This is a genomic window from Ornithinicoccus halotolerans (genome assembly GCF_009602535.1).
Classification (GTDB): domain Bacteria; phylum Actinomycetota; class Actinomycetes; order Actinomycetales; family Dermatophilaceae; genus Ornithinicoccus; species Ornithinicoccus halotolerans.
Genome location: NZ_WIQI01000004.1, coordinates 23,389 through 37,041 on the forward strand (window position 1 = coordinate 23,389; position 13,653 = coordinate 37,041).

A 13,653-nucleotide genomic window follows, 5' to 3' on the forward strand; every position below is an offset into this window, starting at 1 on the left:
AGGACAGCACCATGACCCGACTGCTCACCGCCCACCGTGCCCTGCGTGAGGGCTTGGTCCGCCCCGGCGTGCGGGCCCGGCTGCGGTTGTGGACCAGTGAGCCCGAGCGCGGGGACGTGCCGGGCTGGGTACTGGTCACGGTGATGACCGCGGGCCTGGTCGCCGCGCTGTGGCTGGTGGCCGAGCCGCTGCTCACCGACCTGTTCGCCAGCTCAGTGTCGGGCGTCACCGGCCAGTGACCGCGGGTGGGCGGGAGCGCGGCGCCGCGGCGGCCGACTTCGCCCTCGTCTCCGGGCTGCTCGCCGTCCTGTTCCTCGCCATGCTGCAGCTCGGCTACGCGCTGCACGTGCGCAACACGGCGACCGCCCACGCTGTGGAAGGTGCCCGGGTCGGCGCGCGCGCCGACCTGACTCCCGGAGACGGCGCCGCGCGCACCGAGGAGCTGCTGGCCACGACCCTGCAGGGCCGGTCCGGCACCCGGGTCAGCGCCGACCGTGCGCTGCTGGACAGCGGTGTGAGCGTCGTCCGGGTGCGGGTGAGCCTGCCGCTACCGCTGGTGGGACCGCTCGGGCCGCCACGGACGATGGAGGTCTCGGGCCAGGCCTACGCCGAGGACCAGTGATGCTGCGGTTGCCGCCAGGCCAGGACCGGGAGCGAGGCGGGGTGCTCGTCGAGACGGCCTTCCTGCTGGTACTGCTCACCGCGCCGGTGCTGCTGCTCGTCGGGACCGTCGCCCGGGTGCAGGCCGGCGCCTACGCGGTGACGGCCGCGGTCCGGGAGGCCGGCCGTGGGTACGCCACCGCAGACAGCCCCGACGACGCCGGCCTCCGGGCCGAGACCGCGGCGGGGGTCGTGCTCGCCTCCCACGGGTTCGGCCTCGAGGACGCCACCCTCACGGTCGGTTGCGACACCCGGCCCTGCCTGTCTCCCGGGAACCAGGTCTCTGTCCAAGGAGAGCTGCGGGTGCCGCTGCTGCTGGTGCCGGACTTCGCCCGCGACGTCCTCCCCGGGCACGTAACCGTGACGGCCTCACACCTGGAGGTCGTCGACGAGTACCGGAGCCTGCCGTGAGAACAAGCGACGGAGAGTCGGGGCAGATCAGCATCCTGCTGCTGGGGATGACCATGGTGGCCCTCACGCTGCTGCTCAGCGGGGTCGGGGCGACCGCGCTGCACCTGGGGCGGATCCACCTGCTGGACGCCGCCGACGCGGCCGCCCTCGACGCGGCCGACGCCGTGGACCTGGAGAGCGCCTATCGCTCCGGCGTGGCCGCCGGGTTGCCGCTCAGCGACGCCACCGTGCGGGAGGCCGCGCACGCCCACCTCGCGGCGCGGGAGCGGCCGACGCGGATCAGTGCCTGGCGGCTCGGGGAGGGCACCGGCAGCCCGGACGGCCGCACCGCCGTCGTCCAGCTGCACGGGGTCGTGCAGGTCCCGGCGGTGAGCGCGGTCCTGGACGCGCTCGGCGGGTCGGTGAGCATCACGGTGACCTCACGTGCGCGATCGGAGTACGTGACCGACGGCATACCGGGCGGTGGGTAGCGGCTGACCTGCGAGGTTGCCCGACAATGCGACAGGTCGCCATTCCTACGCTACCGTAGGTTACGGAAGCGAAACCTACGGTCCCGTAACACCGTGGTGCTCGACCGCTCAATTGAGGAGGCCAGTTGTCGGCTCCTACCACTCTCCCCGTCGTCATCCAGGGCGGCATGGGCGTCGCCGTCTCGTCCTGGCAGCTCGCCCGCGAGGTCAGCATGTCCGGCCAGATGGGTGTCGTCAGCGGCACCGCCATGGACGCCGTGCTGTCGCGCCGCCTGCAGGAGGGCGACCCCGGCGGCCACATGCGCCGCGCCCTCGCCCACTTCCCCTCCCCGGCGATGGCCGGGCGCGTGCTGGAGAAGTACTTCATCGAGGGCGGCAAGGCCCCTGACACCCCCTACAAGCCGGTCCCCAAGCTCACGCTGCAGACCTCCCGAGCCGGCCAGGAGCTCGCCGTCGTCGGCAACTTCGCCGAGGTGTGGCTGGCCAAGGAGGGCCACGACGGGGCCGTCGGCATCAACTGCCTCGAGAAGGTGCAGATGGCCACGCCCACCGCGCTGCTCGGCGCGGTCCTGGCCGGGGTCGACTACGTCCTCATGGGCGCCGGCATCCCCCGTGAGATCCCGAAGCTGCTGACCGACCTGAGTGCCGGCCGCGTGGGCAGCATTACCGCCGACGTCGCTGGCGGCAGCCTCACCCGCCACATCGAGGTGGACCCGGTCGACCTGCTCGGCGAGGACCTGCCGGCACAGCTGCGCCGGCCGAACTTCCTGGCCATCGTGTCCGTCGACGCGCTGGCCAACTACCTCTACCGGGACCCCGAGATCCGGCCCGACGGCTTCGTCGTGGAGGGCCCGCCGGCCGGCGGCCACAGCGCGCCGCCCCGGGGCAAGATGCAGCTGGACGAGACCGGCCAGCCGGTCTACGGCCCGCGTGACGACGCCAACCTGGCCAAGATGGTTGAGCTGGGCCTCCCGTTCTGGCTGGCCGGCGCCTACGGCACGCCGGAGCGGGTCGCCGAGGCGCTGGAGGTGGGAGCCGCCGGCGTGCAGGTGGGCACCCTCTTCGCGTTGTCGCTGGAGAGCGGCCTGACCGAGGAGACCCGCGGGCAGATGCTCGCCGGGCTGCGGGACGGGACGCTGGACGTGCGCAACGACCCGCGGGCCAGCCCCACCGGCTTCCCGTTCAAGGTGGCCTCCCTGGAGGGCACCGCCAGCGAGCAGCAGGTCTACGAGGACCGGCCGCGGCTGTGCGACCTGTCCTACCTGCGCCAGCCCTACGAGCGGGAGGACGGCGAGGTCGGCTACCGCTGCTCCTCCGAGCCGGTGCACATGTACCTGAAGAAGGGTGGCACCGAGGAGGAGACGGTGGGCCGCAAGTGCCTGTGCAACGGGCTGATGGCCAACATCGGACTGGGGCAGCACCGCAAGGACGGCTACGCCGAGGCCCGGCTGGTCACCCTCGGGCAGGACCTCGCCGGCGCCAAGCAGATGATCGGGCGCTACGTGCAGGGCTGGTCGGCGCGGCAGGCGGTCGACTGGCTGGTCGCCCGCGTCCCGGCCACCGCGCTGCGCCGCGTCCAGGTCGCCTGAGCGGCGACGGCCGGGCGGCGCGGCCGCCGCGACCGGTCACGTAGGCTTGACCCTCGTGGCTGCTGTGGACTTCGACACCGAGATCAAGCACCTGCGCACGACCATGGCGTCGGTGCGCGAGGTGACCGACCTGGACCGGCTGCAGTCGCAGATCTCCGACCTGGAGGCGCAGGCCTCCGCTCCCGACCTGTGGGACGACGTGGAGCACGCCCAGCAGGTCACCAGCCAGATGTCCCGGCTGCGGCACGAGTACGACCGCGTCGCGACCATGGAGGAGCGCATCGGCGACCTGGAGGCCATGGTCGAGCTGGGCCGCGAGGAGGATGACGCCGACACCCTCGCCGAGGCCGAGAAGGAGCTGGCCACGCTGCGTCGGGCGGTCGAGCTGCTCGAGGTGCGCACGCTGCTCAACGGCGAGTACGACGAGCGGGAGGCGGTCGTCACCATCCGCTCCGGCGCCGGCGGCGTCGACGCCGCCGACTTCGCCGAGATGCTGCTGCGGATGTACCTGCGGTGGGCCGAGCGCAACGACTATCCGACGCAGGTGCTGGACACCTCCTACGCCGAGGAGGCCGGCCTGAAGTCGGCCACCTTCGAGGTGAAGGTGCCCTACGCCTTCGGCACCCTCTCGGTCGAGGCCGGCACCCACCGGCTGGTGCGGATCAGCCCGTTCGACAACCAGGGCCGCCGGCAGACCAGCTTCGCCGCCGTCGAGGTGGTCCCGCTGATCGAGTCGACCGACCACATCGAGATCCCGGAGACCGAGCTGAAGATCGACGTCTTCCGCTCCTCCGGTCCCGGCGGCCAGTCGGTCAACACCACCGACTCGGCGGTGCGGATGACCCACATCCCGACCGGGGTGGTGGTCTCGATGCAGAACGAGAAGTCCCAGATCCAGAACCGTGCCGCCGCGCTGAGGGTGCTGCAGTCCCGGCTGCTACTGCTCAAGCAGCAGGAGGAGGACGCCGCCCGCAAGGAGATGGCCGGCGACATCAAGGCCTCCTGGGGCGAGCAGATGCGCTCCTACGTGCTGCACCCCTACCAGATGGTCAAAGACCTGCGGACCGGTCACGAGGTCGGCAGCGCAGCCGCGGTGCTGGACGGCGACATCGACGCCTTCATCCAGGCCGGCATCCGCTGGAAGCGCGGCCGGGAGCGCCGAGAGAGCTGAGCACCACGGCCCGCTTCCCGGTAGCGGCCGCCGTCACCGGGTGATAATCACCCGCCGGCCGTCCCGCATCGCCCCGGTCGCCCAGAGCCGGTTCATCGCGCCCGTCGAGACCCGGCAGCAGCCGTGCGAGGCCGGCCACGGCGGGATGCTCCCCGAGCCGTGCACCGCCCAGCCCTTGTAGAAGTACTGCGGCCGGTACAGCGCACCCAGCGGTCCGTACTGCCACCCGGCCGAGTAGGTCCAGTAGACCCGGAACCAGCCGGTCGGGGTGTAGGCCCGGTGCCGCCGGCCGTTCCACCAGTAGTAGCCGCCGTGACCGGTCGAGGTGTTCAGGACCGTGCGGGTCCGGCCGTACCTGACCTCCAGCAGCAACTGACGGGACAGGTCCACCTCGATGTGCCGGCCATGGGGGTGGGCAGGCCGCGGCACGACGCCCCGGTCGAGGACGCCGCGGGTAACGGGCCCCACCACCCCGTCACGGGCGACGCCGCCGGCCTTCTGCACGGCCCACACCGCCTGCTGCGTCAGGTGCCCGAAGACCCCGTCGGCCCGGCCGCACCAGTAGCCCAGCCGGTTCATCGACCGCTGCAGCGCCAGCACGCCGCTCCCGCGGTCCCCGCGTCGTAGCAGCTGGCTGCCCGCCGCGGCCGGCGGCGCCGTGACCGTCGCGCCCGCCAGCGCCAGCCCGACACCGGCAGCCCCACCCGCCAGCACCGTGCGCCGGTCGAGGCGGGCATGCGTCATCGCATCCAGAGACATAGCACTCCCTCTCCCCTCGTCGGGCCGCCCCTGCCGCGGCCCTCACCCAGCAGGACGCGGGGCACCGGGACGCCGGTTGGCGGGGACCGGTCACGATCCGGTCACGAAGCCGCAACGCCGGTGTGACCTGGATGTCCACGGTCACACCGAGCCCGCGTGTCACACTCGTCACTGCCCGCAGGCCCCTGCTGCGGGTGGCCGGCGCCTTCGCCCCGGGTGACCGGCCCCGCGCGCCAGAAGGGTCAGTGTCCGGTTGCGATGATTGCCTTCGAGAACGTCACGATGCGATACGCCAAGGGCGACCCCTTGGCGCTGCAGGAGGTCGACGTCGAGATCGGCCGCGGCGAGTTCGTCTTCGTCGTCGGTGCCTCAGGCTCGGGCAAGTCCACGCTGATGCGGCTGATCATCCTGGAGCACGAGGCCACCGAGGGTCGCGTGCTCGTCGCCGGGCACGACCTGTCGCGGCTGCCGGCCCGGCGGATCCCGGCGCTGCGGCGCCAGATCGGGATCGTCTTCCAGGACTTCCGGCTGCTGTCCGGCAAGACGGTGTACCAGAACGTCGCCTACGTGCTGCAGGTGCTGGGCAAGCGACGCCACACCATCAAGCAGCTGGTGCCGGAGACGCTGGAGCTGGTGGGCCTGCAGGACAAGGCCAAGCGGCTGCCGCACGAGCTCTCCGGCGGTGAGCAGCAGCGGGTCGCGATCGCGCGCGCCATGGTCAACAAGCCGCCGATCCTGCTGGCCGACGAGCCCACCGGCAACCTGGACCCCACCACCAGCACCGAGATCGTGGCGATCCTGGAGCGGATCAACCGCACCGGCACGACCGTGGTGATGGCCACGCACGACACCTCCATCGTCAACACCTTCCGCAAGCGCGTGGTGCAGCTGCGCGACGGGCGCATCGTGCGGGACCAGGCCGGGGGCGAGTACGAGGCCATCGAGGTCGAGGGGGTGGCCGCCCGATGAAGCCCGGCTTCCTCGCCGGAGAAGTCGGCAACGGCCTGCGGCGCAACACCGCCATGGTGATCTCGGTGGTGCTGGTCACCATGGTCTCGCTGTTCTTCCTGGGGATGGGGCTGCTGGCCCAGCGCCAGGTCGACACCCTGCAGGGCTACTGGTACGACAAGGTGCAGGTCTCGATCTTCCTGTGCACGGAGGACACCGCCGAGGTCGCCTCCTGCGCGGGTGGCGGCGTGACCGAGGCCCAGCGCGAGCAGCTGGCCAGTGACCTCGACGGGCTGCGCCCACTGGTGCAGGAGTACTGGTACGAGTCCAACGAGGAGGCCTACCAGCGCTTCCGCGAGCAGTTCCGCAACTCCCCGGTGCTGGACAACGTGCCCCGCGAGGCGATCCCGGAGAGCTACCGGGTGCAGCTGTCCGACCCGACCAAGTACGAGGTGGTCGCCAGCGCCTTCCAGGGCGCCCCGGGCGTGGAGAGCGTGGAGGACCAGCGGGAGGTCGTGGACAAGCTGTTCACGTTCCTCAACGCCGTCAGTCTGGCCGCGGTCGCCCTGGCCGGGGCGATGGTGATCTGCGCGGTGCTGCTCATCAGCACCACCATCCGGCTGACCGCCTGGAGCCGACGCCGGGAGACCACGATCATGCGCATGGTCGGGGCCTCCGCCTTCACCATCCACCTGCCGTTCATCGTGGAGACGCTGCTGGCCACGGTCGTCGGCGCCGCCCTCTCCGTGGGCCTGCTGTGGGCGATGGTCCACTACGGGATCGCCGGCTTCCTCACCGAGCTGCTCGCCGGACAGGGCGGGATGATCGGCCTGATCGGCACGAGCGACCTGTGGCTGGTCGCCCCCTTCCTCGTCGGCGGCGCGGTGCTGCTGGCGATCGTCACCTCCTGGCTCGCCCTCATCCGTCACGTTCGCGTCTGAGAGGACCGATCATGCGCCCCCGCCCTCCCCGCACCACCCGCACCCGGCTGACCGGCGCGCTGGCCCTCGCGCTCAGCGCGGGCCTGGTGCTGTCCGCCCCGGCGCTGGCGCTGGACGACCTGCGGGACCGGATCGACAGGGTCGAGCGCGAGCAGCAGCAGAAGCGCGGCCAGCAGCAGGGCGTGCACGAGGACATGGCAGGGATCGAGGACCACCTGCACGACACCTCGAAGGCGCTGCAGGCCGCCAGCGACCGGCTGGACCGCATCACGGGTCGGGTGGCCCAGGCCGAGAAGGACCTGACGCGCGCCGAGGACGACCTGGCGCGGGCCGAGGACGACCTGGCGCAGGCGGAGGCCGAGGTCGTGGCGGCCGAGGAGGAGGCCGAGCGGATCCAGGGTGAGCTCGAGGTCGCCTACGCCAACGAGGCCAAGCTCGAGGCGAGCATCGAGCAGAACGCCGAGGAGCAGCAGGCCACCCGGCAGGCGGTCGGGGCGATCGCCCGGCAGAGCTACAAGAGCGGCGGCCTGGGCAACCTGTCGATGACCCTGGAGGTGCTCGCGGGGGAGGGCGACGTCGTCCAGGAGATGGCCATGGCCCGCACCGTGATGCGCGTCCAGGACAGCACCATCGAGAAGCTGGCCGTCCAGGAGGCCCAGAGCGTGGCCGAGCAGGACCGGCTCGCGGGGGTGCGCCGGGAGATCGCCATGCTGCTGGCCGAGGCCGAGGCGACGCTGGAGCGCAAGCGGCAGGCCCTCGCCGCCGCGGAGGAGGCCCGCGCCGCGGCGGAGCGGGCCCGCGCCGAGATCGAGGAGCGCAAGGGCGAGCTGGAGCGGCGCCGGGCCGAGCAGCTGACGGCCACGAAGGCGCTGGCGAAGGAGAAGCAGAAGCTGGAGCAGGAGCTGGCCGTCGCTGAGGAGGAGTCGGCCGCGCTGGAGCAGGAGCTCGCCACGCTCGCGCGGGAGAAGCACGGCCTTGTGGTGAAGAAGGAGGCCGAGGAGCGGCGCCGTGCCGAAGAAGAGGCCCGGCGCCGCGCCGAGGAGGAGGCGCGCCGCCAGGCCGCGGAGGAGGCAGCGCGCCAGGCCGCTGAGGAGGCAGCTCGCGAGGCGGCCCGAGAGGAGGCCCGGCGGCAGTCCGCCGCCCAGCGCAACAGCTCCCCGGCACCCCCACCGGCGCCGGCACCCCCGCCGGCGCCGAGCCCCCCGCCCGCGCCGGACCCGTCCGGACCGCTGGCCCACCCGGTCAGCGCGTCCACCAGCAGCGAGTTCGGCTGGCGGATGCACCCGATCCTGGGCTACGAGCGGCTGCACGCCGGGCTGGACTACGCCGCCGGCTGCGGGACGCCGGTCACGGCGGCGGCCGACGGCACCATCATCATGTCCACCCACACCTCCGGCGGCGGCAACAAGTTGGTCGTCGACCACGGCGTGCTGGGTGGCGTCAACCTCACCACCTCCTACCTGCACCTGCAGGGCTTCGCCCGAACCTCGGGCTCGGTCAGCAAGGGCCAGGTGATCGGCTACGTCGGCAGCACGGGGAACTCCACCGGCTGTCACCTGCACTTCGAGACCCGGGAGAACGGCACACCGGTCAACCCCCGGAACTGGCTGTGATCTGAGCCGTCCCGCCGGGTACCCTGGGGCGGCTCAGCACCGACCGAGGGACGAAGGAGGGACCGTGGCCACGAAGCCGAAGGACGGCAGGCAGCTCGTCGCGAGCAACCGCAAGGCGCGCCACGAGTTCCACATCCTCGACACCCTCGAGGCAGGCCTGGTGCTGACCGGGACCGAGGTGAAGTCGCTGCGGCAGGGCCGGGCCTCCCTCGTCGACGGCTACGCCACCGAGTACGGCGGCGAGCTGTGGCTGGAGGGCGTGCACATCCCCGAGTACACCCAGGGCACCTGGACCAACCACGCCGCCCGGCGGCGGCGCAAGCTGCTGCTGCACCGGGAGGAGCTGGAGCGGCTGGTCGCGACTGCCGACCAGAGCGGCTACACGATCGTGCCGCTGTCGCTGTACTTCAAGGACGGCCGCGCCAAGGTCGAGATCGCGCTCGCCAAGGGCAAGAAGCTGCACGACAAGCGGCAGACGATGCGGGAGCGGCAGGACCGGATGGAGGCCGAGCGGGCGATGTCGGCCCACCTGCGACGGCACGGCTGACCCGGCCCGGCGCCGGCGGTGCGCGCCTGCACGTGGGAATGCCCTGGAGGGCGCGGCCGTTGACCCGATAGCATGGCGGGTCCCGGGTGCGCCCGGGACGTTTTTGACAACTGGACAGTGTGACGTGCCCCCTCTTGGGGGTGATCGGTTTCGACGTTGTACGGCAAGTCAGGGGAAGCGGGTCGAGAAGGCAAGGTCATCTCGTTAACGTCCCTTGCACAACCAATAGGTGCCGATTCCAAGCGCACCGACTTCGCCCTCGCCGCCTGAGCGAGCCACGAAGTCCGTCAGCCTGAGCTAGTTCCCGACTCAGTGCCTGGCGTCAGCTAGGGAACTCGCTGCGTGACCATGTCGAGGGGTCACGCGGGACTCTTACTCGACTGGGCCTGTCAGGGAACGTGTGCGTGCGAGCCCTGGGGCCGAGAAAAGCCATAGCGCACTGCACCCGGAGAAGCCCTGGTTTCCCGGCAGCGGACGCGGGTTCGATTCCCGCCACCTCCACCACGCGGCACGTCACACTGTTCAGTTTTCCCGGTCAGAACGCCCTTCTCTGCTGAGCAAGTGCGCAGTTCAGCTGCATCACCGTCGGCCGACGGGGAAGGGTGCGGTCGTCAGTTCCTCGGACACCTGCCAGACGCGGCGGGCCTCATCCTCGCTGCGGAGGCGGGAGTAGAGCGTCTGCTCGGCAGGTGCGCCGCTCAGGTGGCCAGGACCCTTGGGTCCGTAGAACCGTCCAGTCTTCGCGTGGGGGGAGGTCGCGGCGTAGAGCGCGGGGAGCGCTGCGCTCTCCGGGGTGCCGGCGAGGATGCCTCGGGCGGACAGCCAGCGGATCGCGCGCACGCTCCAGGTGTCCCCGGCGCGTCCCAGCTCCGGGCGGGCGGACAGCAGGCTCGTGGGAGCGACACCGGGGTGGGACAGGTTGCTGGTGATGCCCCAGCCGTTGGCCTCACTGCGTCGACCCAGCTCGAGGCCGAAGAGGCCGAAGGCGATCTTCGACTGGCTGTAGGCGCGCATGCCGTCGTACGAACGCTCCCAGTTCAGGTCCTCCCAGTTAATGGAGTTCCGGTTCGCCGCGACGCTGACCTGTGACGTGACGTGCGCGCGACCGGCGCGGAGCAGGGGCAAGAGGTGCGCGACCAGGGCGACGTGGCCGAGGTGGTTGGTGCCGAGCTGGAGCTCGAACCCGTCGACGGTGGTCTGCCGGTCCGGTGGGGTCATGACGCCGGCGTTGTTGATGAGCAGGTGGACGGGGTTGCCCTCGCCGCGCAGCGTCTCGCCGAAGGCCGCGACGGACTCCAGGCACGCGAGGTCCATCGGGTGCAGCGATACGGACGCGGAAGGGGCCGTTGTGCGGATGGTCGCGAGGGCTGCCTCGCCCTTGCGCTGGTTGCGGACGGGCAGCACGAGGTCGGCGCCCGCGGCGGCGAGCCGGGTGGCGATGCGGAGGCCGATCCCGTCGTTGCCACCGGTGAGGACCGCCCGCGTGCCGGTCAGGCTCGGGACGGTGATGTCGAGAGGTCTGCGTGCCATTGGTGTGCTCCCAGGTCGTGGTGGTGACACGACCCTGACGCCGATGGCGAGCGGTAACCAGGACCCGTCAGTCAGTGGCTACCCGGGTAGCCGCGCTGTAGAACTGTCAGGACGACTGGAGGAGGGCGCATGGTGATCGACCGACCCGGCGTGGCGGCGTTCCTGCGCCACCGTCGCGAGGCGCTGCAGCCTGAGGACGTCGGCCTGCCGCGAGGGCGGCGTCGTCGAACCGGCGGCCTGCGCCGCGAAGAGGTCGCGGGCCTCTGCCATATGTCGACGGACTACTACGCCCGCCTCGAGCGCGGTACCGGGCCGCAGCCGTCGGAGCAGATGCTCGCATCGATCGCGCAGGGCTTGCACCTGTCGGTCGCCGAGCGCGACCACCTGTTCCGGCTGGCGGGGCACCGGCCGCCCGGACGGGGGGCGCCGAGCGAGCACATCAGCCCCGGGCTGCTGCGCATCTTCGATCGCCTGCAGGACACGCCCGCCGAGATCGTCACCGAACTCGGCGAGACGCTGCGCCAGACCCCGCTCGGCGTCGCGCTCACCGGGGAGACGACCAGCTTCGCCGGGCCTGCCCGCAGCATCGGATACCGCTGGTTCACCGACCCGTGCAGCCGCCGCCTCTACGCCCCGGACGACCACCCCTTCCTGTCACGGCTGTGGGTCTCTGGGCTGCGCGAAGTCATCGCGCTTCGAGGCCGCCCGTCGCGCGCGGCCGCGCTCGCGGACGACCTCCTCGAGCGGAGCGAGGAGTTCCGCACGATTTGGGACCGGCACGAGGTGGGGGTCCGGCCCTCCGAGGTCAAGCGCTTCGCGCACCGTGAGCTCGGGACCCTCGAGCTCACCTGCCAGACCCTGACCGATCCCGCACAGTCGCACTCGCTGCTGGTCTACACGGCCGTACCCGGGACGGAGAGCGACGAGAAGCTGCGGCTGCTCTCCGTCATCGGCGCACAGCCGCTCAACTGACGACGGCGGCGGCCCGGCGATCGCTCAAGCTCACCACCCACGACACCCCACGTTTGCGACGCCCCCGAGGGTCGACCTCCGCGCGCGAGAGCCGGACGTCCGCGCCTGCCTGGGGGTGCGCGCGAGGGCGTTCGACGTCTGGGAGTGACGAGCGGCTCTAGGCTTTGGCAATGTTCGCTCGCTTTGTGTTGGAGCATGTGGACCTGGATGAGGTCTCGGTGCGTGTACGGCACGGAGGCGTCGGTGCCCCGGTGGTGCTGTTGCACGGACATCCCCGGACCCACACCACCTGGCATGAGGTCGCACAGCGACTCGCTGCCGAGCACGTGGTGGTGTGCCCCGACTTGCGGGGGTACGGCGGCTCGACGCTGCCCCCTGATGCTCCCGACCACGCGCAGTCCAGCAAGCGAGCCATGGCCCGCGACGTCGTTGAACTGCTGGCCCGCCTCGGTCATGACCGGTTCGCCGTGGTGGGGCACGACCGAGGCGCCCTCGTTGCCATGCGTACCGCTATGGACCACCCTGATCGGGTCTCCCATCTGGTAGTCATGGATGGGTTGCCGCTCATCGAGCACCTGGACCGGACCGACGCCAGATTCGCCCGGGCATGGTGGCACTGGTGGTTCCTGGGCCAGACCGAGAAGCCAGCCGAACGCGTCATCAACGCCGACCCGGACGCTTGGTACCGCATCCCGCCTCCGGAAGCCATCGGCTCCCTGAACCACGCGGACCTCTGTGCTGCGTTGCGGAATCCCGCCGTTGTGCACGGCATGTGCGAGGACTACCGAGCCGGCCTTGCCATCGACCGGGACCATGATGAGGCTGACCGCGCCGCCGGACGTCGCATCGCCTGTCCGACGCTGTTGCTCGAATCGGCCAGGGACGACATCGACATTCACGGGGACCCCACCGCCATCTGGGAGCCGTGGCTACAGCAACCGCTGCGTCACCAGATCATCGACTCTGGTCACCATCAAGCAGAGGAAGCGCCCGAACAGGTTGCCGAAGCTCTCATGGAGTTCCTTGCCACCGCCTAGGCGAGCCACTGCATCCGGAGCACACGCCCGCTAGGGCCGGTGTCGGGTATAGCCACTCCGCCACTGCTCGTGGCTTATGGACTTCCTTCTTCTCCGTTGTGGGCACGGTGCGGCCGCGTCTTGGCACGAGGTCGGCCCCCGGCGCTTACGACGTGGCGATGAGAACGGTGGCACCGAGGGCTGCGAGCAGGCCTACCGACTGGCGGAGGTGGAGCCGTTCGCTGAGCAGGAGGAGTCCGACGAGGACAGGGACCACCGGATAGAGGGAAGAGAGTACAACGGTGGTCGTGATGAACTCGGTGCGGAGGGCGAAGAGGTAGGCACTGAGTGCTGCGGCGGCCAGGGCGCCTGCCCCGAGGCTGAGGGCCAGAACGCTCGCGTGCGGTGCGCCTTGCGGGCGCCATTCGACGGGCTCACGCATGAAGGTGACCGCTGCGATCAGGACGGCGGCGATCGCCGTGACCCTGCCGCTCAGGATCGGCCACAGTCCGGCTTCCATGGTGTCGGAGCGGGCCAGGCAGAGGTACTGGATGGCGATGCCGCCGCTGGCGGCGAGCCCGTCCAGTACCGAGGCACGTGACACGGCCAGCGATCCGCCCGAACCCCGGCCGATGAGCCACAGTGCGGGTATCGCGATCGCGACGCCGAGCCAACCAAGTGCCGGCGGCCGCTCGCCGAGCGCGACCGCTCCCACCAGCACGGGGATGGCCACTCCTCCCACCGCGCTCAGCGGCACGACGACCGACATCGAGCCGTGACGCAGCCCTCGGAAGAGGAACGCCATCGCCAAGCCGGTGCCGATTCCCGAACCCGCACCCCAGATCAGGTCGGTCAGCTGGGGCGATGAGTGGAGACCGAGCAGCACCACGCCGGTGATGCACAGGCCGCCGATCTGTCCGATCAGCGCCACCCGTACCGGGGAGAGGCGCCGCGCGGCCAGACCTCCGATGACGTCGGAGACCCCGTAGCTCAGCGCCGACAGCAGTGCGAGGGCGATGCCCACGA

15 protein-coding genes and 1 other RNA gene are annotated in these 13,653 nt (G+C 71.2%); 13 read left to right on the forward strand and 3 right to left on the reverse strand.

Annotation, left to right across the window (positions count from 1 at the left end):
- The first annotated feature begins 11 nt into the window (after positions 1-11).
- The 6 genes from GFJ45_RS01700 (at position 12) to prfB (ending at position 4,301) form a co-directional block, all read left to right on the forward strand.
- Positions 12-239, forward strand: coding sequence for a hypothetical protein (locus GFJ45_RS01700; RefSeq protein WP_228386350.1), 228 nt, complete (start codon positions 12-14; stop codon positions 237-239).
- On the forward strand, positions 236-622 hold the full coding sequence (locus tag GFJ45_RS01705; protein WP_153393458.1) for a TadE family protein: 387 nt from the start codon (positions 236-238) through the stop codon (positions 620-622). Before GFJ45_RS01700 ends, GFJ45_RS01705 begins: the two co-directional genes overlap by 4 nt.
- Positions 622-1,071: a pilus assembly protein gene (locus tag GFJ45_RS01710; protein ID WP_153393461.1), complete on the forward strand. Its 450-nt coding sequence runs from the start codon at positions 622-624 to the stop codon at positions 1,069-1,071. The genes GFJ45_RS01705 and GFJ45_RS01710 overlap by 1 nt, the downstream gene beginning before the upstream one ends.
- Positions 1,068-1,541: a hypothetical protein gene (locus tag GFJ45_RS01715; protein WP_153393464.1), complete on the forward strand. Its 474-nt coding sequence runs from the start codon at positions 1,068-1,070 to the stop codon at positions 1,539-1,541. Before GFJ45_RS01710 ends, GFJ45_RS01715 begins: the two co-directional genes overlap by 4 nt.
- A 125-nt stretch (positions 1,542-1,666) precedes the next feature.
- Positions 1,667-3,130 (forward strand): nitronate monooxygenase, encoded by a 1,464-nt coding sequence (locus GFJ45_RS01720; RefSeq protein ID WP_228386352.1) that lies wholly within the window; start codon positions 1,667-1,669, stop codon positions 3,128-3,130.
- Between the two features lie 55 nt (positions 3,131-3,185).
- Positions 3,186-4,301 (forward strand): peptide chain release factor 2, encoded by a 1,116-nt coding sequence (gene prfB / locus GFJ45_RS01725; RefSeq protein WP_153393467.1) that lies wholly within the window; start codon positions 3,186-3,188, stop codon positions 4,299-4,301.
- A gap of 33 nt (positions 4,302-4,334) precedes the next feature.
- Here prfB and GFJ45_RS01730 read toward each other — a convergent pair whose 3' ends face one another.
- Positions 4,335-5,060, reverse strand: a complete 726-nt coding sequence (locus tag GFJ45_RS01730; protein WP_228386354.1) for a L,D-transpeptidase family protein — start codon at positions 5,058-5,060, stop codon at positions 4,335-4,337.
- Positions 5,061-5,318: 258 nt separating this feature from the next.
- On the opposite strand from GFJ45_RS01730, the gene ftsE reads away from it, so the two are divergent.
- The 5 genes from ftsE (at position 5,319) to ssrA (ending at position 9,613) form a co-directional block, all read left to right on the forward strand.
- The gene (gene ftsE, locus GFJ45_RS01735; protein WP_153393470.1) at positions 5,319-6,029 is read left to right on the forward strand and encodes a cell division ATP-binding protein FtsE; all 711 of its coding nucleotides are present in this window, start codon (positions 5,319-5,321) and stop codon (positions 6,027-6,029) included.
- On the forward strand, positions 6,026-6,949 hold the full coding sequence (gene ftsX, locus GFJ45_RS01740; RefSeq protein WP_153393473.1) for a permease-like cell division protein FtsX: 924 nt from the start codon (positions 6,026-6,028) through the stop codon (positions 6,947-6,949). The genes ftsE and ftsX overlap by 4 nt, the downstream gene beginning before the upstream one ends.
- A gap of 11 nt (positions 6,950-6,960) precedes the next feature.
- Positions 6,961-8,562, forward strand: coding sequence for a M23 family metallopeptidase (locus GFJ45_RS01745; protein ID WP_153393476.1), 1,602 nt, complete (start codon positions 6,961-6,963; stop codon positions 8,560-8,562).
- A gap of 64 nt (positions 8,563-8,626) precedes the next feature.
- Entirely contained in the window at positions 8,627-9,109 is a 483-nt protein-coding gene (gene smpB / locus GFJ45_RS01750; RefSeq protein WP_153393479.1) for an SsrA-binding protein SmpB, read from the forward strand.
- 136 nt (positions 9,110-9,245) lie between these two features.
- Positions 9,246-9,613: a transfer-messenger RNA gene (ssrA, locus tag GFJ45_RS01755) on the forward strand.
- 75 nt (positions 9,614-9,688) lie between these two features.
- Here the strand turns inward: ssrA and GFJ45_RS01760 are convergent.
- A complete protein-coding gene (locus tag GFJ45_RS01760; protein ID WP_153393482.1) occupies positions 9,689-10,639 on the reverse strand; it encodes an SDR family oxidoreductase in 951 nt (316 codons plus the stop codon).
- A 129-nt stretch (positions 10,640-10,768) separates the two neighbouring features.
- On the opposite strand from GFJ45_RS01760, the gene GFJ45_RS01765 reads away from it, so the two are divergent.
- Entirely contained in the window at positions 10,769-11,611 is an 843-nt protein-coding gene (locus tag GFJ45_RS01765) for a helix-turn-helix transcriptional regulator (RefSeq protein ID WP_194288458.1), read from the forward strand.
- A 170-nt stretch (positions 11,612-11,781) separates the two neighbouring features.
- A complete protein-coding gene (locus GFJ45_RS01770) occupies positions 11,782-12,648 on the forward strand; it encodes an alpha/beta fold hydrolase (protein WP_153393485.1) in 867 nt (288 codons plus the stop codon).
- A gap of 145 nt (positions 12,649-12,793) precedes the next feature.
- Here GFJ45_RS01770 and GFJ45_RS01775 read toward each other — a convergent pair whose 3' ends face one another.
- Positions 12,794-13,651, reverse strand: coding sequence for an EamA family transporter (locus GFJ45_RS01775; protein ID WP_153393488.1), 858 nt, complete (start codon positions 13,649-13,651; stop codon positions 12,794-12,796).
- Positions 13,652-13,653: the final 2 nt, after the last annotated feature.

Coding starts and splice junctions, on each gene's coding strand:
- GFJ45_RS01700 (WP_228386350.1), top strand. CDS start 12: ATGACCCGACTGCTCACCGCCCACCGTGCCCTGCGTGAGGGCTTGGTC.
- GFJ45_RS01710 (WP_153393461.1), top strand. CDS start 622: ATGCTGCGGTTGCCGCCAGGCCAGGACCGGGAGCGAGGCGGGGTGCTC.
- GFJ45_RS01730 (WP_228386354.1), bottom strand. CDS start 5,060: ATGTCTCTGGATGCGATGACGCATGCCCGCCTCGACCGGCGCACGGTG.
- ftsE (WP_153393470.1), top strand. CDS start 5,319: ATGATTGCCTTCGAGAACGTCACGATGCGATACGCCAAGGGCGACCCC.
- ftsX (WP_153393473.1), top strand. CDS start 6,026: ATGAAGCCCGGCTTCCTCGCCGGAGAAGTCGGCAACGGCCTGCGGCGC.
- GFJ45_RS01745 (WP_153393476.1), top strand. CDS start 6,961: ATGCGCCCCCGCCCTCCCCGCACCACCCGCACCCGGCTGACCGGCGCG.
- GFJ45_RS01760 (WP_153393482.1), bottom strand. CDS start 10,639: ATGGCACGCAGACCTCTCGACATCACCGTCCCGAGCCTGACCGGCACG.
- GFJ45_RS01765 (WP_194288458.1), top strand. CDS start 10,769: ATGGTGATCGACCGACCCGGCGTGGCGGCGTTCCTGCGCCACCGTCGC.
- GFJ45_RS01770 (WP_153393485.1), top strand. CDS start 11,782: ATGTTCGCTCGCTTTGTGTTGGAGCATGTGGACCTGGATGAGGTCTCG.